Annotated in this window: 19 protein-coding genes and 2 pseudogenes; 5 read left to right on the top strand and 16 right to left on the bottom strand. The window is 39.0% G+C overall.

Annotated elements, in window-relative coordinates; translation table 11 throughout:
- Positions 1-424: 424 nt before the first annotated feature.
- The gene (locus KP78_RS20625) at positions 425-613 is read right to left on the bottom strand and encodes an alpha/beta fold hydrolase (RefSeq protein WP_041087923.1); all 189 of its coding nucleotides are present in this window, start codon (positions 611-613) and stop codon (positions 425-427) included.
- Between the two features lie 371 nt (positions 614-984).
- Between KP78_RS20625 and KP78_RS08095 the strand changes: the two genes are divergently transcribed.
- The gene (locus KP78_RS08095) at positions 985-2,814 is read left to right on the top strand and encodes a pyruvate kinase (protein WP_052474704.1); all 1,830 of its coding nucleotides are present in this window, start codon (positions 985-987) and stop codon (positions 2,812-2,814) included.
- Between the two features lie 44 nt (positions 2,815-2,858).
- Here KP78_RS08095 and KP78_RS08090 read toward each other — a convergent pair whose 3' ends face one another.
- The 7 genes and pseudogenes from KP78_RS08090 to KP78_RS18585 all read right to left on the bottom strand — a co-directional run bounded on the left by KP78_RS08090 (position 2,859) and on the right by KP78_RS18585 (position 8,696).
- A complete protein-coding gene (locus KP78_RS08090; protein ID WP_041087921.1) occupies positions 2,859-3,812 on the bottom strand; it encodes a PstS family phosphate ABC transporter substrate-binding protein in 954 nt (317 codons plus the stop codon).
- A 170-nt stretch (positions 3,813-3,982) separates the two neighbouring features.
- Positions 3,983-4,828: pseudogene (locus KP78_RS08085) on the bottom strand (DUF2935 domain-containing protein).
- Positions 4,829-4,969: 141 nt separating this feature from the next.
- Complete coding sequence (locus tag KP78_RS08080; protein ID WP_106388545.1) at positions 4,970-5,455, bottom strand: carbonic anhydrase; 486 nt, start codon at positions 5,453-5,455, stop codon at positions 4,970-4,972.
- A gap of 11 nt (positions 5,456-5,466) precedes the next feature.
- Complete coding sequence (locus KP78_RS08075; RefSeq protein ID WP_041087917.1) at positions 5,467-6,474, bottom strand: sodium-dependent bicarbonate transport family permease; 1,008 nt, start codon at positions 6,472-6,474, stop codon at positions 5,467-5,469.
- Between the two features lie 233 nt (positions 6,475-6,707).
- Positions 6,708-7,073: a Na-translocating system protein MpsC family protein gene (locus tag KP78_RS08070; protein ID WP_041087915.1), complete on the bottom strand. Its 366-nt coding sequence runs from the start codon at positions 7,071-7,073 to the stop codon at positions 6,708-6,710.
- Positions 7,074-7,350: 277 nt separating this feature from the next.
- Positions 7,351-7,848 (bottom strand): preQ(1) synthase, encoded by a 498-nt coding sequence (gene queF / locus KP78_RS08065; protein ID WP_041087913.1) that lies wholly within the window; start codon positions 7,846-7,848, stop codon positions 7,351-7,353.
- Between the two features lie 362 nt (positions 7,849-8,210).
- On the bottom strand, positions 8,211-8,696 hold the full coding sequence (locus KP78_RS18585) for a GyrI-like domain-containing protein (RefSeq protein WP_052474703.1): 486 nt from the start codon (positions 8,694-8,696) through the stop codon (positions 8,211-8,213).
- A gap of 595 nt (positions 8,697-9,291) precedes the next feature.
- Between KP78_RS18585 and KP78_RS21200 the strand changes: the two are divergent.
- The 3 genes and pseudogenes from KP78_RS21200 to KP78_RS08050 all read left to right on the top strand — a co-directional run.
- Positions 9,292-9,552 (top strand): annotated as a pseudogene (locus KP78_RS21200) (peptide-methionine (R)-S-oxide reductase); the annotation flags it as partial.
- Between the two features lie 101 nt (positions 9,553-9,653).
- The gene (locus KP78_RS08055; protein WP_041087911.1) at positions 9,654-10,229 is read left to right on the top strand and encodes a beta-class carbonic anhydrase; all 576 of its coding nucleotides are present in this window, start codon (positions 9,654-9,656) and stop codon (positions 10,227-10,229) included.
- A gap of 326 nt (positions 10,230-10,555) precedes the next feature.
- Positions 10,556-10,930 (top strand): hypothetical protein, encoded by a 375-nt coding sequence (locus KP78_RS08050; RefSeq protein WP_041087909.1) that lies wholly within the window; start codon positions 10,556-10,558, stop codon positions 10,928-10,930.
- A 1,016-nt stretch (positions 10,931-11,946) separates the two neighbouring features.
- Here the strand turns inward: KP78_RS08050 and KP78_RS08040 are convergent.
- The 8 genes from KP78_RS08040 to KP78_RS08005 form a co-directional block, all read right to left on the bottom strand.
- A complete protein-coding gene (locus KP78_RS08040; protein ID WP_041087907.1) occupies positions 11,947-12,561 on the bottom strand; it encodes a DUF1349 domain-containing protein in 615 nt (204 codons plus the stop codon).
- A 78-nt stretch (positions 12,562-12,639) separates the two neighbouring features.
- Positions 12,640-13,272 carry a response regulator transcription factor gene (locus tag KP78_RS08035; RefSeq protein WP_041087905.1) on the bottom strand — a complete coding sequence of 211 codons (633 nt, stop codon included), beginning with the start codon at positions 13,270-13,272 and terminating at the stop codon, positions 12,640-12,642.
- Entirely contained in the window at positions 13,265-14,311 is a 1,047-nt protein-coding gene (locus KP78_RS08030) for a sensor histidine kinase (RefSeq protein ID WP_041087903.1), read from the bottom strand. The genes KP78_RS08035 and KP78_RS08030 overlap by 8 nt, the downstream gene beginning before the upstream one ends.
- Positions 14,308-15,045, bottom strand: coding sequence for a cell wall-active antibiotics response protein LiaF (gene liaF, locus KP78_RS08025; protein WP_041087901.1), 738 nt, complete (start codon positions 15,043-15,045; stop codon positions 14,308-14,310). The genes KP78_RS08030 and liaF overlap by 4 nt, the downstream gene beginning before the upstream one ends.
- A 177-nt stretch (positions 15,046-15,222) precedes the next feature.
- Entirely contained in the window at positions 15,223-15,861 is a 639-nt protein-coding gene (locus KP78_RS08020) for a PspA/IM30 family protein (RefSeq protein WP_041087899.1), read from the bottom strand.
- Positions 15,862-15,885: 24 nt separating this feature from the next.
- On the bottom strand, positions 15,886-16,239 hold the full coding sequence (locus KP78_RS08015) for a lmo0954 family membrane protein (protein ID WP_041087898.1): 354 nt from the start codon (positions 16,237-16,239) through the stop codon (positions 15,886-15,888).
- A 269-nt stretch (positions 16,240-16,508) separates the two neighbouring features.
- Positions 16,509-17,054, bottom strand: a complete 546-nt coding sequence (locus tag KP78_RS08010) for a GNAT family N-acetyltransferase (RefSeq protein WP_052474702.1) — start codon at positions 17,052-17,054, stop codon at positions 16,509-16,511.
- A 251-nt stretch (positions 17,055-17,305) separates the two neighbouring features.
- Entirely contained in the window at positions 17,306-19,099 is a 1,794-nt protein-coding gene (locus tag KP78_RS08005; RefSeq protein ID WP_041087897.1) for a M3 family oligoendopeptidase, read from the bottom strand.
- 254 nt (positions 19,100-19,353) lie between these two features.
- Between KP78_RS08005 and recQ the strand changes: the two genes are divergently transcribed.
- Positions 19,354-21,501, top strand: a complete 2,148-nt coding sequence (recQ, locus tag KP78_RS08000) for a DNA helicase RecQ (protein ID WP_041087896.1) — start codon at positions 19,354-19,356, stop codon at positions 21,499-21,501.
- Positions 21,502-21,505 lie beyond the last annotated feature (4 nt).

Below are 21,505 nucleotides of genomic sequence, written 5' to 3'. Positions count from 1 at the left end.
TATCTTTCTATCATCTAACTAAAATGATATACAATAATGTGACACAGTACAACTTTCTAGTTATTAACAGATTTTTTAATAAAATAAATCAATTGATCCTTTACTATCTCTGCTTTTTCAATTGATAATATGACCTGCATTGCAAATAATAGATGTTTTAATATGAGGAATACGTCGAATCACCCTGCTCATCGCCTTCTTATAATTATAAATAACTTCCCGATTACCAATCATCAGCAGTACAGGAACTGTGATTTTTTTCAGTTCATCTTCAGAAAAAACAATTGGAGGCAGGCAGAATGATGTGATTTCATTTGAAATGGATGATCCCTATTGTTTAAACAATTGATCATGGACAGTATTTCCTTTCGTCACAAACCATTTGCAAAAATGATTGATAATCATGGAGTGGTTTTTATACTGTTTATTGCCATGAATTGTTGTTTTCCACAAAGGATTTGCTGCTTGTACTTTTATTAAATTCACCAAGATTATCGATCGCAAAAAATTGAAAGTCCGCATTTAGTTTAGCCGCCTTTAGATACCACATAATTGCTCCAAACCGAAAGCCGTGAAACAAAATTAACGGTGCCCCATCCTCAGGTCCTGCCATAATAATATGAGCTTTTCCATACTTAGTTTCAATATAAATAGATTTGTATAATACATCCTACAGTGAGAGAGTTTGATTATATGCATCAATAAATTTCTCTTCCCTCAATATAGAAATAAAGGACGGAGGAGCATTTTCCATTTTTCTTCACTCCTTTTCTAATCCACTATCACCTCTTACAACGGTCAATCATACTCATGATAGAAAGTGAATAAATATATAAAGGTCGATCCTATACGGCATCTTCTAACTCCTACACCCCCATAAACGGCACAGATATCATGTTCCATTAAAAATTACTCATAAAATCCACGCCCTTCATCAAACACATTTTCCATAAAGAAAACTGTTAAATTAGTTGAGGTGAAAGCATGACCAACAGTGCTCACGAACTATTACGTAATGAAGTATTGGCTTTATATGAACGAATACTCACTAAAATTAAGAATATTAGCTTTCTCTACCCTAATGATGCTGCTAAATATAGTGCCCAAAATTTAGTTTCATTTCTAATCTACAAAGAAAAAGCTGATCCCTATTTAATAAAGGAACTGTATCGAAGAGGGTTTATGCTTACCTCTACTCAGGATGTCTTAAATAGCATGAAAACGACCTGCCTAAATTTAGGGATGAATTCAGTATCCAGTTTAGACAGTGACGACCACCACAATGGATCTTATCTCTCCCAGCAACGTGCAGAAGATCTTTTCGGAAAAAATATAACTCCAGAACAGCCCCACATTATGGTGACACTTGACGTCAATATGATTTCTTCCTCTGCTATTAAAAATTTTTTGCTTAATGGCATGACCATTGCCAGAATAAACTGTGCCTATCATGATGCTGCTGCATGGGGGAAACTAATTGGAGCCGTAAGACATGCGGAAGAGGAATTAAGGAGGATAGGGCATTATAAAAACAGACATTGTAAAATCTTTATGGATTTAGCCGGCCCAAAAATCAGAGTAGGCCCAATAAAAAAGGGCGACTATCCATTACACATAAAAGTAAAAAAAGATCCATACGGAACACCGTTGGAAACGAAAATAGGATTGATTAGTTTACAATCGGTCTCAACAAAGGAATTCCCGAATAGCAACTATGATTTTATTCTTTCCGTTCACCCCCATGTCAGATTTCACGAATTAAAGAAGGGTAATTTTCTCTATTTTTATGATGCGAGAAAGCGCAAAAGAAAGCTTGTCATTATTGACATTTCCCCGGCGCATTTGATTGTCAGAATTGGTAAGTCAGCCTTTATTGATGCAAATACACGTCTTCTAAATGATCGCTGCCAATTAGAATTGCAGGTAAATAACATTGAAAAAACTCCTTTAAATATTTCAGTGAAGAAAGGGGACCGCTTATCAGTTTACTTAGATAACCAGGAAGGCCATCCAGCCACTCTTGCACAGCCTGCTGGTATTTCTGTCAGTCTGCCTAAAGCATTTGAACATGTTAAAGTGAATGATTTTATTTTTATTGATGATGGGAAAATTGAAGGTAAAGTAATTCAAAGGAAAACAAATTCACTTGAAATTGACATTACTTCTCCGGATACTATGACGAAAATAAAAGAGCATAAAGGGATTAATTTACCTGATTCGAACGTGAGTTTAACTGTTCCAGCCCTTACAATAAAAGATCAAGAAGACTTGGCTTTTATTAGTAAACATGCTGACATCGTTGGACTGTCCTTTGTACATCATCCACGCGATTTAAGGCAGTTAAAGCAATTATTACATCACTTTAAGAGGATTGATTTACCTGTAATTGCAAAAATCGAGACCAAAGAGGCCATCTATAACTTTTCAAATCTGCTTTTAGAGGGATTAACTTTTCCTAAGTTTGGTATTATGGTTGCCAGAGGAGATTTAGCGATAGAAATTGGTTTTAATCAGCTGGCCGTTGTACAGCAAGAAATTTTGAATATGTGCCGGGCTGCTCATATCCCCGTAATACTGGCCACACAAGTATTAGAAACACTAGCAAAAAAAAGCATCCCCTCACGTTCTGAATTGGCCGATTTATCCTTTGCCAGTCAATTTGACTGCATTATGCTAAACAAAGGTCCTTATATGGAAGGAACAATTACATTTCTAAGAGAAACGCTGCAATTATTATCCAAGGTAAAAGATCATAACCAGATGATCACACGCAGCTTGAATGCATTTAATATCCCTTTTAATAACGAAAAGTAAAAACCCGTTATGGAAAATTTCCATTACGGGTTTTCTAAGTTAGTTTATTTTAATGCTTCTATTGCTTTTAAATCCTCATCGTACACTTCCTGCGGAGAGCTTACATAGCCAACCGCTTCTGACATCTCACCTGCATGATTTATTGTAAACGTAATAAAATCTGCAGCAGCCGGATTTTCTGTAATCGAGCTGTTCTTTACGTATACGTATAATGGACGGGAAAGCGGAGAGTAGTCCCCACTTCGGATTGTTTCATGGGTCGGTTCAACCGGACCGTTACCGCTATCAATTGGAATATCTTTTAATGCATCCTTATTTTCCTGGTAATAAGCATATCCAAAGTAGCCAATTGCATTAGGAGATCCTTTGACTCCCTGAACAAGTACGTTGTCATCTTCAGACAATGTAGCCGTTCGCACCATATCACTTTCCCCAAGAACGATTTCATTAAAATAATCATATGTTCCAGAATCTGTACCTGGAGAGTAGTACTCGATCGGCTCATCCGGCCATCCTTCTCGAATATCTGCCCATGTTTTCTTTGTTCCATCTTCAATCCATATTTTCTTTAGTTCGTCTATGGTTAAATCTTCAACCCAATCATTTTCCGGACTTACAACAATTGTTATTCCATCATACGCTAACTCCAGCTCCGTATAGTCAATCCCTGCTTCTTTTAGAGCTGCAGCTTCCTCTTCTTTTATCTTTCGAGATGCATTTGAGAAATCCGTTTCACCTGCTATAAATTTTTCAAAGCCTCCACCCGTTCCGGAAACACCAGATGAAACTTTGACATCCGGCTGTTCTGCTGCGTATATTTCAACGATGCCTTCTATAATGGGCGCAACCGTAGATGAACCATCCCCGGTTACCTGTCCTTCTACTTTTGTATCATTATTCACATTGGCTGAGTTGTCTGCTCCATCGCCTGCACATGCTGCTAAGAATAGAGCAGAACAAAGCATCGCCGTCACTGCTGAATATCTGTAACTTTTCATCACTAGCCCCTCCAAACATAATGGTTGTTTTCCCCACCATTATGTTCATTAGAAGGAAGAATTAACCGTGTTAAAAAATGGTATTTATTAAATTGAGTAAAATCCTTTCATAAAAACAATCCCCTCATAAAAGAACAGGATTGTTGAAGACTATATGTAATTCGTTATGATTAATTGCTTTTTAAGCTGGATTCAAATAGATCAATAATCTCAATAAATCTTCCTGCCTCTCTAAAAACATGATCCGCAAGTAAAGGAAGAATATTGCTCTTAATACGGCATGCTTCAATTAAGTCTCTTGCTGTCTTTTTAAATTCCCTTAATGACACGATTGAAACCCTGTTCTGATCTAAAAATTGATCCAATAGCTGCGGCGCTTCTGATTCCTGTCTCATGTGACCCAAATCCAGGGCCTGGAACATTAAATGATCAAAATCGCTGCTAAAAGCCCTTGCCTGTTCAACTAACTGTCTCTCACTCCGATCTAAAAAATGACCAATAAATTTGGCATGGTCTGCCATGATTTTAAGAAAGAAAACATTTCTTGAATGATCGCATCCGGCGTTGTATTGATCTTTCCTTCATTGAGTTCTTTTAAACGATTGGCAAAATAAGCTGCCTCTCTGCTTGTATGATCGACCAGCAGCGCATAATTATTTGAGCGTAATTCACACCGTAAAATCAGTCCCAAAACCTTTCTTTTATAAGCCCAAATCGATGCCACAGCTTGATAAACCTGATTATTAAACGCTTGTATCCTCTGTGGATCAGTGCTTACCGAAAAATTACTTAACCGCTCTTCTATTTTTTCAAAAACGAATATGAATTGCTTTGCTTCCTCAATTAATTTCTTATCATCCGGGTTAAACCCAAGCTTAAAAATAATGCATGCTCCTTCATAATTCTTGACCAAAACAGATTTCATCTAACGACCTGCTTACAAATTGATTGGCCCTTTGCCCCTCCTTTTTATCACCCTTCCTTGTATTTATATTGTCATTCGGAAAATAATCCATGTTCCAGACTAGACTGGTGATGGCAGAAAAAAGAGGGGGTTCTTGTAAGCCGTTCATACACGTCCTATTAGAACCTTCCTTTATTAAACTTTTATATAACGATGATTAATTTTCTCTTGAGTATTCCTCTTTTTCTTCCTTTCAAGCATTTGCCTCAAACTCACCTGTCTCAGCATCTGTAATAAAACCATAAATAGACAATGTTTTTGGAAGTAATGGGTGATGTTTAATCAACTCAATATTTTCGGTTATTATTTTTTTCACGTCTTGTTTCCCTGCCAGCCAATTTGATAGATTGCATCCTGCTGCATCAATATACTCAATTGTTTTGATCGTTTCTTTTGTAATGCCGGCTTCTTGGATTTTCGAAAGAATCTCATCTCCCGTAACCGTATGTTCCTTGCTATCCTTCTCCACAATAATATAAATTTCTTCTATATTTTCTGAGTAAACAGCAAAAATAACATTTCGAACCATACAGCCATATGGTTGTGAAATGATGGCTCCAAAACTAGATGCAATGACGAGCTGGTCAACGCTTCTATTCGTTATGGCAGGAAATAAATGATGTGATTTTTCACTTAATCCTGTAAGAACTAAAGCCTTTTTCTCAATTGTTTTCTCCATAATAGCCCCTCCTATTGAATCCATTTAGCCATTTCATAATAGACTGGTATTCCGATAATAAGATTGAATGGAAATGTAATGCCTAATGCCAAGCCTAGATAAATAGATGGATTTGCCTCTGGCACAGATGTTTTTAATGCTGCCGGAGCTGCAATATACGATGCACTTCCAGCTAATACCCCCATTAATGTAATTCCGCCTAAAGAAAGACCTGCTAAGTGCCCTGTTAAAACACCTAAAGCGCCGAATAATATCGGCGTGAACATGCCAAATAAGAGCAATTTTAACCCATGTTTTTTTACCTCTGGCAAGCGCTGTCCTGTGGTGATCCCCATACTCAGTAAGAATAAAATCAACACACTGCTATATAAATCCATAAACAGCGGTTTAACCATCGGTACGGCACGGTCTCCAAGAATCAATCCAATGATTAAACTGCCCAAAAGCAATAACACACTTTTCCCAAACAGACTTTCTCTCAACACTTCCTTATCAAAAAGTCTTGCCGATCCGGAGACAAACCCGACATTTCGGATCGTCATGGCTGATTCATTCTTTTTATTCTCCAGCACCTTTAATAACAATAATGAAACTAAAATAGCAGGGCTCTCCATAATCACAACTAGCGCATTCATAAATCCTTCATAAGGGACTCCATTCTTTTCAATAAAAGAGATCGCCGCTCCATAGGTTACGATACTGACAGATCCAAAGGTGGCCGCCAAACCAATTGAATTCTTAAGATCCATTTTCATCAGACGCGTGATAAAAAGTGTAATAAAGGGAATGATACTTCCTAAAATGAGTGCACCAATGATTGGTTGAATAACGTCTTCAATGGAATATTGGGATAGCTCAATCCCGCCTTTCAGTCCAATCGCAATTAAAAGATAAATGCTTAACCCTTCGCTTAAACCGCTTGGGATCTTTAAATCTGATTTAACTAAAGCCGCCATAATGCCTAACACAAAAAACAGCACGACTGGCGATAACAAATTTTGTATGATGATTTCTGACATATTCTTTCCTCCCGCTCGTTTCCAATGACTTTTTTAAACGTGTCTGTTGATTCCCGCTTCAGGCGCTCCAATCAACGCCGTACAACAATCAGCAATAGACTCCTACATAGCTTTTCAATAAAAAAACCGGCAATACCAGGACGAATGGGAAAATCCATTCATCCTGGTATTGCCGGTTTATCTTCAACTAACATGATTGTTTTTTGAAGATCTCCCTTTTCCTAATGTACCTTTTACGTTGTAAATTTATTCTCATAATCACTATATAATTTAAACACCATCACCCGTTCTCCATCGCGAGTGCTGATATCTGTGTGAAAGCTTTTCACTTCTTCTCCGGTTATATTCAAGATGATCTCTTTTAAACCTTCAATGCCTGATTCAATCAAATCAGACCGCATCCTTTTTATTGAAATCATTCCCTCTTTTGTTTCACAAAGTGAATATTCAGCAGGCGTTAAAATACCACGTAATGTCACAATAATCATATTACGCAAAATATCTGATTTGACAGATACTGATCCGCGTCCCAAATAATCTTTTTCCCATTGGGTTAATGCCTTACTAATCTCCGCTTCAATCGATCCTTTTGATATCATAAAAATTCCTCCTTAACAAAAAAAAATCGGTATATTCCCCACCTAGTCTCCTAGCCAAGAAATATACCGATTTACCTTATTTCTATTCTTCTTATGCTTTGTAGGCTGCTTTTTCACACAATCAATAAAAATTATTAACGGTATGCTAAAGCCCTATCCAATGTAGAAGTTAAAATAAACATCTCTCGGTTATTAAGATAAGTAATACTTTAGCGTTTAGTACGAGGGGTGTCAACATGTAAAAATTGATAATTCCCATGTATTCTAAGGTCAATTCTTATCGATTATCAACCGTCTCCGGATACATATCATGATGCATCAAGCGGTGGAAGGCCATTTCCTCGTATTTTGTCCCTGGCTTGCCGTAGTTGGTGTAAGGATCAATGGAGATTCCGCCACGAGGCGTGAACTTGCCCCATACCTCGATGTAGCGGGGGTCCATTAGCTCGATCAAGTCGTTCATGATAATGTTCATGCAGTCCTCGTGAAAATCGCCGTGGTTGCGGAAGCTGAATAGGTAAAGCTTCAGCGATTTACTTTCAACCATTTTCACATCAGGTATATAGCTTATATAAATCGTCGCAAAATCCGGCTGACTTGTGATTGGGCAAAGCGATGTAAATTCAGGACAGTTGAATTTTACAAAGTAGTCTCTTCCTTGATGTTTATTATCGAAGGATTCTAATACCTCCGGAGCATAATCAAAGGAATACTTTACCCCTTGATTTCCTAATAACGTAACGCCTTCTAATTCTTTATCTGATCTTCCAGACATTTTAGTTCCTCCTTTATTCATCAGCCAGCTGCATTTGATCGCACAAAAAAAGGACGTGTACACACTGCACAATTCATCCCTCTTGTCTGATTCAATGAAGCGCTGATTCCAATGAACCATAGTTTTTTATAGAGGGTTGCTACTATGAACCTCTGTCTGTACTTATAAGTACGTTGTCATCTTATACAACGTACAACATATATGTCAAGATTCTTCCGTTCGAACCAAAATAGGTATGGTTCCATTCTTCTGCAAACCTTTCGTCAAAAAAAGAGAAAATACCTTTAGTTAGTATTTCCCCATTCATTATGATTCATTTTGTCTACCTGCTTACCTTTAATTCACTATGTCTCTAAGTTTTCCTATTCAACACTTTGCCGACTTTTTTTAATTGGAATTCCAATTTGAAAGGTGAGGCTCGTTCTGTAGGGGTCATAGTCAATGGGATATACTTCAATATGATTCAAACCACCATAATGATTTAAGTGATATCCCTGCTCAAGAATCCAGCCGTTTAGTTTCTCATAGATTTTCCATGCCTGCGGACCGCTATGACTTGCCGTGACAAAGTCGTAGGAAGGAACTATTATACTGTGCATGTCTCGGGGAACCTGAAGCTTTTGATCCGCTTCAATCCCCAGAAAATACGTAAAGCCATTCTGGCGATCACTGTAGGACAAACCAATTAGATCCGTTCTGCCTTCAAGTAATCCCTTTGCCTGCAGTGTTTCTTTACATCGATAAAACAAACGATGAATATCTCCATGAGCAGCTGCCTCAAACGTGCCTGTCCATCCTATTCCAACAAAACAAAAGCTCGATTTATGTGTTATCTCAATATTCTCCATCCCACACGCTCCCTTCCCAATAATTCGGAGTCCATTAAAAAGTGGAAAGTGGTTGTACAGCTGTGACAAAGCGACTTGCTGACAAAACGATGCTCTTTCGTCATTTACATTAAACAGATGAATCCTTTATAGGTAAGTATTCTATATATAACCTTTCGTTTCCTTTTCCGTTTTTAAATAAAGCATTAGCGCTCTATTTTTCTTCCTAAATATGTTATTGTTAAAAAAAGAAATTGATTTTTTAAATTTTTTCAATACTATCAATATTGAGCGGAGGTGATCGTGTGAAAAAAGTGGTTAGGTATCAGCCTTGCTGCTTTTGTTTTGGGCACCATTGCTTTTTCTGATCAGTTAATGGGACGTTTTGTTGGCAGTAAACCATTTCAGTCCTTTAATATTCTACCTAATGAGGAAGTGGCAACGTTTGCCGGAGGATGCTTTTGGTGTATGGAACCGCCATTTGAGTAGCTGGAAGGTGTAAGAAATGCCTTCTCAGGCTATACAGGCGGAGCGGAGGAAAAATCCATCTTATCATGATGCTATCGTGTTGGGTGAGCCTCTTTTTAGCTCAACACATAAATAGGACTCCGGTACAGGCTGGCCATCATTTACCCAGCCTCTAGCTCCCAATAATATTGTCGAAGAGTATGATTTAGGATTATTGGGACTCCGCACAGAAATCCGAAGTAAATTTGCTGTCTCGCATCTTGGTCATGTGTTTGAGGACGGCCCTGAGCCAACTAGCCTAAGGTATTGCATGAACTTAGCAGCACTGCATTTTATTCCTGCTGAAGACCTTGCAGCAGAAGGCTATGAAGAATTTCTTACTTTATTTGAAGCACAATCACCAAGCTAAATTACGAATACTTAACATTCAGGATATCCGTTAAAGTCGACAGATGTCCTTTCTTTTTTTACAATAGAGCAAATACATAATCTTATACAGGAGGTTTAATGATGACACTTTTAACTGACATTCTAACGTTTAATGAGGAATTCGTATCAGAAAAACGGTATGAAGAATTTACAACCACGAAATTCCCTGATAAAAAACTCGTTATTTTAACATGTATGGATACTCGACTGGTCGAGCTATTACCAAAATCAATGAATATGAAAAACGGTGACGTAAAAATTGTTCGCAATGCCGGCGCGGTGATCACTCACCCATTTGGAAGTATTATGCGCAGCCTTCTCGTTGCTGTCTATGCTCTCCAAGCAGATGAGGTCATTATTATTGGGCACCATGATTGCGGAATGGGCGCGCTTAACAGCCAAAGTCTGATTGAAACAATGCTAGAGCGTGGAATTAAACAAAAAACGATTGATACATTAAGCTATTCAGGAATTGATCTTCACCAGTGGTTAAAGGGATTTGATAATGTAAACGAAAGCGTGAAGAATAGCGTTGATATGGTAAGAAATCATCCCCTTATGAGCAAGGATATACCTGTTCACGGACTCGTTATTGACCCAGGCACAGGGAAATTGGATCTGATACAGGATGGATATGAAGTCTTGAAAAGTGTATAAATAGGTCCAGAAAATCCCCTTCTATCATAGTAGATAGAGGGGGTTTTCAATGAATCGGATTGCATTGCAGAGAGCTTAAAGTCGATAAATTTTAAACTTGTGCGAATAAGTTCATTTCTTTTAAAAGAATGGCTTTTAATCTATTCTTTTTCATCAAATCCTTACGCTTAAATAGCGAAGGTGAAAAACGATAGAAAAATCACGGTCGATCTTTTTTAAAAATGATACGAGTACATAAATATGAATTTGGGTATTCATAAACAAAAGTAAAATTTCATTTCTATGTTTCGGGTGTACAACAACGAATTAAGGAAAGGAGTCAGGTCATGTTTAATGAAGTGGAATACCAAATAACGATTGTGCAGAAATTATTAGATTTAACAAACGGACAAATCCAGGAATACGAAGAGAAGGTTTTATATGAAAAAAGAAAAATATCCGAAATAAAAATTCAACTTATTATTCTAGAAGAACTCAAAAACATGTATGAAGATTTGGAAAATGAAAATATTGATCATGATATAAACCTGTTTTCAGAAGAACAAGCCACTCTAATGACCCGATTGGCTGAGGTTGAAAAGCAAAAACCACATAATTATTATGCAAGAAGAGATGTTTATACAATAGTTCTTGATCGGTTGAAAGCTGAATTAAATGAGGATGAAAAACCGGACGAAGAAACTCAAGCTAAGGCAATTTAACAAACACATTCCCAATGAGGATGACATTACCTCACGTATTTTATGTATGTAACATGGTTACTACGGTCAAGTTAAACCAATTTATGTTATATAAATTAAACCAGAGACGGAAATTAGTAATAGGTTTGATTTAAGAATAAAAAACAAGTAAGAACATGCAAAGAAACAGTCCAATTAGCATATGAATTGGACTGTTTTTTTATTGATTTATCAATATTCACGAATAATAATTAAGCTATTCAACCTATTATTTCACAGCTGAAACTGCATGATGCCCAAAGTTTTTGTCAACTTACGAATTTCATATGTTAAAACTTAAGTAAGCGTTATTCAACTAATAAAGCAGGTAATATGAAGAAGATGAATCCAATTTACAACTTATTCGTAATTATAGTAAGAACGTTAATTAAAATCGGTATTCAACTAGTCAAAAGGTAATAATATTAGGATTTACATCGGGAGTGGGCTCACATATTTCTAATGGAGGAGTTTAAATGAAAAATTCTTCGAAAATAATAGAATGCAAAAAAATGTGGCGAAGAAGAATTTGGGAAAGGCAAGCATAGCGGGTATGAACTTATGTATCCGGATAATAAAATGAGCTTAGGATCAGATACCGAATACACTTTTTATACTGAATGTGCCTTTATTATCGGAAGCTATGTAAAAAAGCCAGAGAAATTTAAGTTTACACTTTATTGAGGAAAGACTGATAAAGTGATAATCAAAAAGTAAAGGGATAGGGTTTTTAATTATTTAAGGTTGACTTTTATTGAGTAAATCTATTTATAAACAAATGCTCAGAACTTTTATGCCCTGAGCATTTTAAGTACCAATAACTGATGTTAATAAACCAGTTAATCGGGGGACCAATTCTGTTACAATTTCATCTACTAATTTCTAATGTGTATCTCAAAATCGAACATGATAGAAAATTAGTCTCCGGATTATTTTATTTTTAATCTTTGAAGGACCTTATATAAGAAAAGAGAAAATCAACTCTCTCTTCTAAGACGTTATTTCACTTCCATTTGAACCTTCCAAGAGTGAAACGTTGTGGTAAAAGAAGCGTTCTTAGAGGGACTGCATGCATATAAACCAATTCTGATTGGCTGATCATGATCATCTTCATGAAGTCTTGCGATCCGAAGCTGCTCATATTGTCCAGTTTCTCCATCTGCCTTGCTTTTTGCCCAGATTTGATAATCGCCATTTGTCCGTTTGACTTTAAAGGCTAAAGGTGCAGCCGCCCAAGCACTTGGATAGTTTCTTGTTGCCCAGTCTGAATACCCATTATTTGTAACGACCGAACCAAGATAGGATGGTCCGTCCATTCTGAATTCTAATGAGGTTTTAAGCCAGCAATTTTCTGATACCATAACAACCAATCCGGCCTGATCGTATAAGCTGGAGGGGTCCTCCATTTTCAAGGCAACTTCCATTTCGAAATCACCGACAATTTCCTGATAAAAAACATGGGCATTCATTCGTTCGAATCCATAATGTGTTTTGCGCCAAAAATCTGTTTCTTCCTCCGTTGTCAGTACCAGCTTCTCCTCTTTTAATGACCATGAGGAAGGCTCTGACATCCATCTGCAGTTTTTTGCATTCGTCTTTAAAAAAGAATTCATAGCGATCACTCTTTTCAGGATTAGTATTCTATTCTTTACCCCGAAATACAGAATGGTAAAACGAAGCAAGCGGCTAATTTACTGAACGAGTGAGTGTTTAAAAGCATAGATCACAGCTTGAGTGCGATCCTGAACCTCCAACTTGCTCAGGATATTGCTGACATGGGTTTTCACCGTCTTAAGTGCAATAAAAAGCTCATCTGCAATCTCTTGATTTGTTTTTCCTTCTGTCATTAAATGGAGTACTTCCCTCTCACGTGCGGTTAATTCATCATGAAGTGGACGTTTGTCACCCTGCCTCATTTTCTTCATCATTTTGCCTGTCACTTCAGGCTCAAGCACGGTTTCTCCATGGAAGGTTTTTCGTATTGCATTCGCAATCTCACTTGCCTTTGATGTTTTCAGCATATAGCTTGTCGCTCCGGCTTCAAGTGCTGGATAGACCTTCTCATCGTCTAAAAAGCTGGTCACAATAATAATTTTCGCATCCGGCCAAGCGTCGATAATACGTCGTGTTGCTTCAATTCCATCCATTTGCTCCATGACAAGATCCATTAAAATAATATCCGGACGCAGCTCGAGCGCCATATTAACCGCTATACCGCCATCTTCTGCCTCTCCGATCACTTCAATATCGGACTGAGCAGACAGGTAGGAGCCGACACCAATTCGCACCATTTCGTGATCATCAACAAATAATACCTTAATCATGCTTTGCCTCCTTCCTTGATTCAAATGGAACCTTTACTTCTAATTTTGTTCCCTTGTTTGGCAATGAAATGAGTTTAAAGGTTCCCCCAATTTCAATTGCACGTTCTCTCATATTTTGAAGTCCGTAGGATCCTGTTTTTCCCTCTGAAACATTAAATCCGCTGCCATCATCCTGCACGCGAAGAATGACATAGCCATCCCGCTGAATACATAAAACATCAAGCATGGTAGCCTTCGCATGTCTTAGTGTATTCGATACCGATTCTTGAAGAATACGAAACAAATGATCTTCAATTCCTTTTGCCAGCTTCATATCCTCCGTCTTCCATGCGATAGCAAGCGGAACCTTATGCTGTAATTCCAGCAGCAGCTCTTCTATTCCTTCTTTTAGCGTCTTCCCTTTTAGCGCAACGGGTCTTAAATGAAGAAGAAGAGCACGCATTTCAAGCTGCGATTGGTGAATCATTTCTTCAACCATTTGCAGCTGCTTTGCTTCTCTGACATTTGTTGAATCTTTGGATTCATTCACTGCTGACATCATCATGGATGCCGCAAAAAGCTGTTGACTTACCGAATCATGCAGTTCACGGGCAAGACGGTTGCGCTCTTGTGAGACCATTTCCTGTATAAGCTTTTCTTGATTTTCAACCTTTTCACTTGCAAGCTTTTGAGCTGTTTTTGCTTGCTCATTAATGATGGACTGAATATGATTTGCCCGTTCAGATAATTGCTGCAGCTCTGGAATGGAGGGAGGATTCCCTTGCACAGTAGATCTTCCAAGCTCCAAATCTGTCAGCTGCTGGTTAACATAGTGTATCTGATTACGTATGCTTACCCCCTGAATAATGGACCACGCTCCTGCCAATGTTACACTCCCGAATACAATGAACAAACCAATTGGAATATCTATAATTTCAGTGGCCCAAAGAGTTCCCCACGTTCTAGGAGGAAAAAAGAACAGATAAAGTCCAAAGCTAAAAACTAAAATGACGATGGTTAATCCTGCCGTCTGTGCCATCATTCTCGTCAATATGCTCATACGCGCTTCACCTCAATATCACCAATCCATACAGAAGTGACAACTTTCACTTTTTGCGCCGCTTCCCTATATTGTTCGGTTTCATACTGAACGCTTTCATTCCAAAGCCTTGTTGGCATATGGTGGAACAGAGATGCATTTCCTATCACGGCTGAATGACGTAAGGCAATATCAAGCTCGTAAGGAACTAGCAGCGTAATCTTCCCAATACTGCTCCTGATTGAAATGACGGACTCACCTTTTGGCAGTACTGTGTTGCTTAAATCAATCGTCGTATCGCCTATACCATTCTGAATGTGAATATCCTGCCATTCATAGCTTGAAGAGGGTGTTTGCTGATTGCCCACCCATTTATTTATCAAAAGCTTTTGCCGTTCAAACTTAAGCTCTTCCGTTCTCAATTCGTCCCTTTGCTCTTCAATAGCGAGTGCAATAACCTTAGGATACTTTCTTGACTGGAGATACTCACGGATCCAATAGATCGCAAGCGCTATTAATAAAAACCTAATCGTAAACATCGTAATGACACCGACCGCCAATGAAATAATCCCTAATCCGAAAAGGATCTTCCCATATAAACGATGAAATTTTGCTCTTCCAAAATAAATAAATAAGACTGAAAAAAAGAGGGAAAAAAGCTTTCCTCCATCAAAAAAAGAAACTTCTATTAATAGCAGGACCAGCCCAATTAAGACCCAAAAGGACACTGCATCTGTTTTCCATTGCTTGAACATCCCTCTTCCCTCCTTTTCTTTCACATCAAGATACCAGCCAATGATCAGAAACCGATTCTGGTTATTGGCTGATGCCTTCATCCTCTATTGTAACTTTCTCTATTCGCTGATAACAATTGAATTTAATAGAATACGAGAGAAACCAGTTTTACTAGCTCCTCTCGCTTCTGATTTTTGTTAGTTCTGAAGCTGTTTTTCATTCAAATCCTTTTCAAGCTGAGCAATTCGTTGATCAATTGTGTGTTCATTATAGCGATGCTGCAGTCCTTTTTCCAGCTGATCAATGTAGCACTCCATCTCATCAAAACGATTCCCGCTTGTTGAATTTGATTTTTCACTAAGTACATGGTCTGCTCTGCGGTTTGCCCTTACAACATTTTCTCGGCCCATTAGCTCCAATCGCTTGATGTACATATCTTTAAGCTTATGCTTCATCTCACCATGTTTTTGTTCTAACGCCAGAAGCTGCTTTTTCACTTCCTCGATCGATAAGGATAAGCGTTCTTCACGTTCGATGTAATAAGTAAGTTCACGAAGTGCAAAGGAGGCAAGCTCGGTTTCACCTGCTTGTTCTGCTACTCGCACCTGATGGTCTCGCTTTTGAACCATTTCCCTGGAAGCGTGTTGTTCTTTCGTAAATTCTTCTTTCAATAACTGTTGTCGATCCACAAGCTTGCCCACTTTTTCTACTTCCTTTTCACATTCACGTAAATAGTGGTTAAGCACAGCAACCGGATTTTTCCCCTCTTTATAATCCAATGCTTCATGAAGATCGGCTTGAATCGTATTTTTTAGACGGGTTAGAAGGTTTGTCATTTAGTCTCTCTCCTTAAGTCATTTTTAGTTTGATTTTTTGCTAAGCTCGGCCCATTGTTTTTCAAAATGAACGAATGGATCTCTTGATTCTGTCACTGCCTCACGCTTGGTGCTGTTCCATTTCTTATAGACTACATATAAAACATAAATGGCGAGAAGCCCAAGAATGGCTGGAATATTTGCTACTGCCGTGATCGCTGCAACGATCGCAACAACACCCCATAGCACTTTCGAAAATGCTGATGAAGTTTTTAAAAAGCCCTTAGCTGCAAAATAGAGAACAGCTAAACTAATCACAAGGCCTAAAAGTGAGCCTAGGTTTGAAAGCAATACCGCAACAGCAATTGCAGCTGCTATAAATAAACCAACCTTTTTCATTATTTTGTTCCTCCTTTTTCTTATCATGGTCTTATCTTATCGTGTTCTTAATATCCCGAACACGCGCCTCGGCTTTATTTTTAGATCAGACCTGAGGCTTAGCGGAGTGTGCAACCAATGATGAAAAGCAGCAAAAAAAAGCCGGCACCATCAAAAATTCCTGATGGTGCCGGCTCTGCCTAATTTATTCATTTCGTTTTCTACCATCCCCAGCGGAGAAAAGAACGGAATGGTCTTACAATATAGCGCTCCCATGGGGCCTTGCTCTTTCAAAAGTCCTCCTCAAGCATGCTATATAAGAAGTGATCTTCCCATTTTCCGTTAATAAAAAGATTCTTCCTCATTCTTCCTTCCTGCATCATGCCAACCTTTTCCAGCACTCTCATGGAAGCCATATTTTTTGGTGAAACAAGTGCCTCCATTCGATGTAAACCGAAATCACGAAAAGCAAAGCTTAATACAGCATTGACTGCTTCCGTTCCTAACCCCTGTCCCGTCACTGATTCATCAAGCGAATAGCCAACAAACGCTGATGAGAAAGGCAGCCTTCTTATTGAGTAAATGGAAATACTTCCAATGAGCCTGCTTGACTCCTTCAAAAAAATCCCCCAGCTATATTCCTTACCGAGCCTGAGCTGTTCCTCCGCTTCAGCAAGCTTTTCATACTGAACCTCACGAGTATAATAAGCATCCTGGTGGCGCGGCTCGTGAATGGTCCAGAAATGACGATTACGAAGCATCAACTCCACCACCAGATCCACGTCCTGTGTGGTTAACGGCCGAAAATAAAGCCTCTCACTCTCTAATAAAATCATGATTATTCTCTCCATTATCTTCATTGTCGACGCTTCAACTCTACACATAGTGTACCGACTAAACCTCAAAAGGTCGATAGGTAAATTGCTTATTTTTCAGCCTAAAGTGCTTTCGTTCGCTAAAGGGGTCAGACCCCTTTAGCGAACGAAAGCACTCAATCATCCTATATCTGCAGGCTTTCCACTATAAAAATGTTCGCTGAGCATGCGATCTTTGTGATGCGATCGTTTGCCCAGCGAACAGGGGGGAATTATTTTGTTAGCTCCATGAATTCTTGAGCGTCTTTAACACAGAGTGCAATTCCTTTTTCCCAGAATGCTTGTTGTGTAATATCTTCACCTAAATGCTTCATGGCAAGGTCTTCGACTGTCATAATGGCTGTGTCACGAAGAAGTGCCATATATTTTTCTTCGTAATTGGCGCCTTCTTCAAGCGCTTTTGCGTAAATGCTGAGCGAGAAGAGGTAGCCGAATGTATATGGGAAGTTGTAAAACGGCACACCCGTAATATGGAAGTGCAGTTTAGATGCCCAGAATGTTGGATGTACTTCATCCAAAGCACCTGCATAGGCTTCCCGCTGCGCTTCAGCCATTAACTCGTTTAAACGGCTTGCCGGCACTGTTCCTTGCTTGCGCTCTTCGTAAAAACGGGTTTCAAATAAGAAACGGGCATGTATATTCATAAAGAATGCTACACTGCGGGATACCTTGTCTTCAAGCAGTGAGATCTTTTCTTCATCATTTTCCGCTTCCTTCAAAGCGGCGTCAGCTACGATCATTTCAGCAAAGGTAGAAGCGGTTTCAGCTACATTCATTGCATATCTGCGGTTTAATGGATCCATTGGCTTTAATGCATACGTGTGGAAAGCATGACCAAGCTCATGAGCAAGTGTTGCCACATTGGACATTGAGCCGCTGTATGTCATAAAGATACGAGATTGCTCATCCAGCGGGAAGCCTGTACAGAAGCCGCCTGGTCGTTTATTAGTACGATCCTCTGCTTCAATCCAGCCATTCTCAAAAGCTACCTCTGCAAATTTCGCCATCTCAGGTCCAAACTTAGCAAAATGTTTTAAGATAAAAGCGGCTCCTTCGTCATAAGAAAGTGTTTTTAAAGACTTGCCAACTGGAGCGTCTAAATGTGCCCAACTCATCTTTTCCTTTCCATTTAACTGAGCTTTACGCGTTAAGAAGTCAGCAAACGGCTGCTTATTCTTTGTGATAGCTCCCCACATTGCATCCAGCGTTTCCTGCTTCATGCGGTTAATATCAAGAGGCTCCTTCAGCACCTCATCCCAACCGCGCTTTTTATATACATTCAAGCGGAAACCGGCAAGATGATTAATCGTTTCAGCAAAAAGCTGCTCTTTTTCCTTCCATGCTTCTTCCAGCCTTTGAAACACTTCTTCTCGCACTGCCGGGTCTTTATGGGAGGAAAGATTATTCGCTTGCCCTACAGATAATGTTTTTTCTTCACCATCTACTGTTACGTTTATGCTCATCGTTGAAATAATGGTATTATACATTTGTCCCCATGCATGATAACCATCAACAGCCAGTGCTTGAATTAATCCTTCTTCTTCCTCAGACAATTTTTCCTTCGATCGCTCACGCCATTCATTTACGACAAAAGTAAATTCTTTCAGCTCATCATCAGCAAGAAGTGATTCCCATACTTCCTCATGGGTCGCGGCAAGCTTTTGCTGAAACGCTGTGAAAGCCGTCCCAAACACTGCTCCTAAAGACGTAACCTTTCCTCTTAGAACATTCGCCTGCACATCTTTTGTATTTTGTGCTTCCAAACAGCTGATAAAGGCTGCTGACTGCCAAACTCCACTCGAAACTGATTTTGCTTCTTTTATAAGTTCTTTCACCTGATTAAGGTCATTGGTGGATTCCGGTGTTGAGAATCCTTTTACATTTTCTGCAAAGGCTGCTGTAAGCTCCTCATATTTCTTGAAATGCTCCTGCAGCTCGGGGGATTCACTCCCACCTTTAAAAAACACGTCCAAATCCCATTGCTGCGGGTATGTAGTTACTGCCATTTATCTCTCCTCCTTATATATATTCAAATAAAAATTCTCTATCTTCTGACAACTTGAACAAACCCACTATACCACAATATTTCGTCATTCGAAACAGTTATACTTTCTCTTATTCTCTTACATATCTATTAGCTTTCTCATTCTCTTTTAACGGCTTCATTTTATATCATTCATTTCCCATCGCTTTCAAATATCCACAGCACATCCTTATATGGTAGACTTATAGAATTGATTATCTATGAAAGGATGATTCCATGCTTCAGCAAGCTGAAAAAGCGCTGCAAACCTATTTTGGCTACGACTCATTTCGCCCTGGACAGGATCGAGTAATTGAATCATTATTGTCCGGTGAAAATGCGCTTGGCCTCATGCCGACAGGAGGAGGAAAATCTCTTTGCTACCAAATTCCCGGTCTTCTTCTCGATGGAACAGCTGTCATCATTTCACCGCTTATTTCACTCATGCGCGATCAGGTAGATGCCTTATTGGAAAACGGCATTGCTGCTACTTATATAAATAGCTCATTAACGTCAAGGGAGGCAACAGAGCGACTGCATGATATTCGAGAAGGCAGCTACAAGTTTGTCTATGTAGCCCCTGAGCGGTTTGATTCTCTCTCCTTCTTTCAAACTATCTCTTTAATCAAGCTTTCATTGATTGCCTTTGATGAAGCCCATTGTATTTCACAGTGGGGACATGATTTCAGACCTAGTTACCGCTCCATTGTAGAGACGTTAAAAAAGCTCCCTAATCTCCCAGTGCTGGCGGGACTGACCGCAACAGCAACAGATAATGTTATTCAGGACATTGCCCAGCTGTTAACCATTGAAAATGACCATATTGTTAATACTGGTTTTGCAAGGGACAATCTATCTTTTCATGTACTTAAAGGCGAAGATAAGCAAAAATTCATCTCAAGCTACCTGCAAGAAAATAAATCAAACACTGGAATCATCTACACAGCTACTAGAAAGGAAGCGGACCAGCTTACAAAATGGCTGGATAGCAAAGGGCATTCTGTTACATGCTATCATGCCGGATTGCCGGAAGCTGTTCGCGAAGAGGCACAAAGACAGTTTATTTTTGATGAAAAAAAAGTCATCATTGCCACCAATGCATTTGGCATGGGAATTGACAAATCCAATGTTCGATTTGTTTTACACTATCAAATGCCTATGAACATGGAATCCTACTATCAGGAAGCTGGACGTGCCGGAAGAGACGGCGAGCCGAGTGATTGTTTCTTACTCTTCAGCCCTCAGGATGTGATGCTGCAAAAATTCCTTATTGAACAATCAATCGTCAATGAAGAAAAAAAAGCGGCTGAATACCAGAAGCTACAGCAAATCGTCAATTACTGCCATAACAATCATTGCCTGCCTCGAGTCATTTTAGAATACTTTGAGGATAATCAGATGACAGAGGACTGCGGCCACTGCAGCAACTGCCGGGATGATCGTGAAAAAATCGATCGTACAAGAGACGTACAAATCGTTCTATCATGTGTGAAACGAATGGGGGAACGATTTGGTACTACGCTTACGGCGAAAGTGTTAAAGGGCTCCAAAAGCAAAAAGGTGATTGATTTTAAGCTGGATCGTCTTTCAACATATGGGATGCTCAGTAAATATACAGAAAAACAGATTAGTGACTTTATTCAATATTTGATTTCAGACGGATATTTGCAGCTTGAAAGCGGACAATTTCCAACCATTCGTCTTGGTCAGCGAGCGCTCCCTGTGTTAAAAGGGGCAGAACAGGTTTGGGTGAAATCTGCGTATCAAGTCCAAACCGCTGAAGCTGAATATGATAGTACATTATTTGAAGAACTTAGAACCCTTCGCAGTCAGCTGGCAAAAGATAATAGTGTCCCTCCTTACCTGATTTTTTCAGATGCTACGCTGCGTGAAATGGCAACCGCTTATCCTGTTGAAAAATCAGGAATACTGTCGATAAAAGGGGTAGGGGAAAGAAAGTTTATTGAATATGGAGATGCATTTATAGAGGTAATTCAAGAACATGTTAAAAAACATGGGGTGCAAGCACCTTCTAAAATCCAAGTGGATTCTGTAAAAAAAGAAGCTGAGGTCGTTTCTCCTGCTGACCAGCCTAGTCATCTTTTTACGTATAATTTGCTGCAGGAAGGCCAATTAATTCTAGAAATTGCTAAGAGCCGTGCCTTATCTGTCCAAACAATTGAGAATCACCTAGTTAAGTCTTTTAAGGAAGGAAATCCACTGCCATTTGAGAAATGGCTTGAACCGGAAATCGAGCAACAGGTGCTTGCCGTTAGAGAAACATTGGCAGAACCGAAGCTCAAATCAATCAAAGAAGCGTTGCCAGATCATATTTCTTATTTTCAGATTCGAATGGCGTTAGCAAAGAATAATTTAATTGATTGACTTA

The organism is Jeotgalibacillus soli (assembly GCF_000829435.1).
Classification (GTDB): domain Bacteria; phylum Bacillota; class Bacilli; order Bacillales; family Jeotgalibacillaceae; genus Jeotgalibacillus; species Jeotgalibacillus soli.
Note: the sequence above shows the minus strand (reverse complement) of the source record. Positions and strands in the feature narration are given on the sequence as shown.

What these genes read in the sequence shown, in the direction of transcription:
- KP78_RS20625 (WP_041087923.1), bottom strand. Translation starts at nt 613, where the DNA reads ATGGCAGGACCTGAGGATGGGGCACCGTTAATTTTGTTTCACGGCTTT.
- KP78_RS08095 (WP_052474704.1), top strand. Translation starts at nt 985, where the DNA reads ATGACCAACAGTGCTCACGAACTATTACGTAATGAAGTATTGGCTTTA.
- KP78_RS08090 (WP_041087921.1), bottom strand. Translation starts at nt 3,812, where the DNA reads ATGAAAAGTTACAGATATTCAGCAGTGACGGCGATGCTTTGTTCTGCT.
- KP78_RS08080 (WP_106388545.1), bottom strand. Translation starts at nt 5,455, where the DNA reads ATGGAGAAAACAATTGAGAAAAAGGCTTTAGTTCTTACAGGATTAAGT.
- KP78_RS08075 (WP_041087917.1), bottom strand. Translation starts at nt 6,474, where the DNA reads ATGTCAGAAATCATCATACAAAATTTGTTATCGCCAGTCGTGCTGTTT.
- KP78_RS08070 (WP_041087915.1), bottom strand. Translation starts at nt 7,073, where the DNA reads ATGATATCAAAAGGATCGATTGAAGCGGAGATTAGTAAGGCATTAACC.
- queF (WP_041087913.1), bottom strand. Translation starts at nt 7,848, where the DNA reads ATGTCTGGAAGATCAGATAAAGAATTAGAAGGCGTTACGTTATTAGGA.
- KP78_RS18585 (WP_052474703.1), bottom strand. Translation starts at nt 8,696, where the DNA reads ATGGAGAATATTGAGATAACACATAAATCGAGCTTTTGTTTTGTTGGA.
- KP78_RS08055 (WP_041087911.1), top strand. Translation starts at nt 9,654, where the DNA reads ATGACACTTTTAACTGACATTCTAACGTTTAATGAGGAATTCGTATCA.
- KP78_RS08050 (WP_041087909.1), top strand. Translation starts at nt 10,556, where the DNA reads ATGTTTAATGAAGTGGAATACCAAATAACGATTGTGCAGAAATTATTA.
- KP78_RS08040 (WP_041087907.1), bottom strand. Translation starts at nt 12,561, where the DNA reads ATGAATTCTTTTTTAAAGACGAATGCAAAAAACTGCAGATGGATGTCA.
- KP78_RS08035 (WP_041087905.1), bottom strand. Translation starts at nt 13,272, where the DNA reads ATGATTAAGGTATTATTTGTTGATGATCACGAAATGGTGCGAATTGGT.
- KP78_RS08030 (WP_041087903.1), bottom strand. Translation starts at nt 14,311, where the DNA reads ATGAGCATATTGACGAGAATGATGGCACAGACGGCAGGATTAACCATC.
- liaF (WP_041087901.1), bottom strand. Translation starts at nt 15,045, where the DNA reads ATGTTCAAGCAATGGAAAACAGATGCAGTGTCCTTTTGGGTCTTAATT.
- KP78_RS08020 (WP_041087899.1), bottom strand. Translation starts at nt 15,861, where the DNA reads ATGACAAACCTTCTAACCCGTCTAAAAAATACGATTCAAGCCGATCTT.
- KP78_RS08015 (WP_041087898.1), bottom strand. Translation starts at nt 16,239, where the DNA reads ATGAAAAAGGTTGGTTTATTTATAGCAGCTGCAATTGCTGTTGCGGTA.
- KP78_RS08010 (WP_052474702.1), bottom strand. Translation starts at nt 17,054, where the DNA reads ATGATTTTATTAGAGAGTGAGAGGCTTTATTTTCGGCCGTTAACCACA.
- KP78_RS08005 (WP_041087897.1), bottom strand. Translation starts at nt 19,099, where the DNA reads ATGGCAGTAACTACATACCCGCAGCAATGGGATTTGGACGTGTTTTTT.
- recQ (WP_041087896.1), top strand. Translation starts at nt 19,354, where the DNA reads ATGCTTCAGCAAGCTGAAAAAGCGCTGCAAACCTATTTTGGCTACGAC.